This window comes from Planktotalea sp. (genome assembly GCF_049680325.1).
Taxonomy (GTDB): domain Bacteria; phylum Pseudomonadota; class Alphaproteobacteria; order Rhodobacterales; family Rhodobacteraceae; genus Planktotalea.
On record NZ_JBAUHO010000360.1, the window covers coordinates 1 to 1,861 of the forward strand.

The following is a 1,861-nucleotide window of genomic DNA, read 5'->3' on the forward strand; positions in this document are numbered from 1 at the left end:
ATCGTGGCGCGCGTGAAAGCATAAAATATCTTGCGGTGAGCGAAAAAACTTGATCAAATTAAGTGAATGCCGGGAGCAACCTGGAAAAATTTAGGGGAGTAAGACATGAAATACCATATTCTGAGTGGCGCTGCTGTTGCCGGATTGATGGCCAGCACCGCAGTTGCCGAAGAGGTTCGCGTTTACAACTGGTCCGATTATATCGACGAGAGCCTGCTTGAGAAGTTTGAGACCGAGACCGGGATCGAACTGATCTATGACGTCTTTGACAGCAACGAAGTGCTTGAGACGAAATTGCTTGCTGGCGGTTCTGGCTATGACGTGGTGGTGCCTTCGGGAACCTTCTTGCAACGCCAGATCACTGCGGGTGCATTCCAAAAGCTCGACGCATCCAAACTGCCAAACGCGGAGAACATGTGGAGCGTGATCAGCGACAGGGTCAGCAAATATGACCCCGGCAATCAATATGCGATCAACTACATGTGGGGCACCACCGGCATCGGCGTGAACATCGGCAAGGTCAAAGAAGCACTGGGTGAAGACGCACCCGTTGATTCGCTTGAGCTTGTTTTCAACCCGGCCAATATGGAAAAACTGGCAGGATGCGGTGTGCATTTCCTTGACTCGCCCGTAGAAATCATCCCGGCGGCGCTGGCCTTTATGGGTGAAGACCCGGACAGCCAGGACCCTGACGTTATTCGCAAGACTGAACCGATGCTGTCTGCAATCGCCCCACACGTTCAGAAGTTCCACAGTTCAGAATACATCAACGCGCTGGCCAATGGTGATATCTGTGTCGCGATCGGCTGGTCCGGCGACATTTTGCAGGCGCGTGACCGTGCTGCCGAAGCAGAGAATGGTGTCGAGATCGAATATTACGCGCCCAAAGAGGGCGCGCTGATGTGGTTCGACAACATGGCAATCCCTGTGGATGCCCCTAACCCGGAAGCGGCGCATAAGTTCCTGAACTTCATCATGGATGCGCAGAACATGGCGGCGGCATCAAACTATGTCTATTACGCCAACGGCAACAAAGCTTCGCAAGAATTCCTGGAAGAAGATGTGATCGGGGATACAGCGATTTATCCTGATGAGGCGACGCTGGAAAAACTCTATACCACTTCGCCGTATGATCCAAAGGTACAGCGTGTGGTGACGCGCATGTGGACCAAGATCAAGTCCGGCACCTAAGATTAATAGCGGCGCAGTCCAACGGGGATGCGCCGTTTTTATTTCTCCAGTCAATCAAAGGGATGCCCTACACGTGAGCCAGACTGCCTTTGCCCCCTGGGAGGATCCCAACGAGAAACCGCTTATCCGGTTTGTGAATGTCTCAAAGAGATTTGGTGAGTTTGTCGCGATTGATGACCTGACTTTGGATATCTATCAAAGTGAGTTCTTTGCGCTGCTCGGCCCGTCGGGATGCGGCAAAACCACGATGATGCGGATGCTGGCCGGGTTTGAAACTGTGACAGAAGGCCGGATCGAATTGGCCGGTCAGGACATTGGCCATGTGCCTCCTAATGAACGGGCTGTGAACATGATGTTCCAGTCCTATGCCCTGTTCCCGCATCTGAGCGTCTGGGAAAACATCGCCTTTGGTCTCAAACGCGCCCGTAAAAGCAAGGCCGAGATTGATGCGCGTGTTGATGAAATGCTCAAACTTACCCGGCTTGAAAAATTCGCTCGTCGAAAGCCGCACCAGATATCAGGGGGACAGCGGCAGCGTGTGGCATTGGCGCGGTCGCTGGCCAAGGCTCCCAAACTGCTGCTTTTGGATGAACCTCTGGGGGCGCTTGACAAAAAGCTGCGTCAGGAAACCCAGTTTGAGTTGATGGATATTCAAGAGACAACCGGGTTG

General features: G+C 53.0%; 2 protein-coding genes. Both read left to right on the forward strand.

Going from position 1 to position 1,861, the window contains the following annotated elements:
• Positions 1-105: 105 nt before the first annotated feature.
• Positions 106-1,191, forward strand: coding sequence for a polyamine ABC transporter substrate-binding protein (locus tag WBC85_RS16270; RefSeq protein WP_424439729.1), 1,086 nt, complete (start codon positions 106-108; stop codon positions 1,189-1,191).
• Positions 1,192-1,264: 73 nt separating this feature from the next.
• Positions 1,265-1,861: ABC transporter ATP-binding protein (locus tag WBC85_RS16275; RefSeq protein ID WP_424439732.1), on the forward strand; the 597-nt coding region annotated here is incomplete at its 3' end.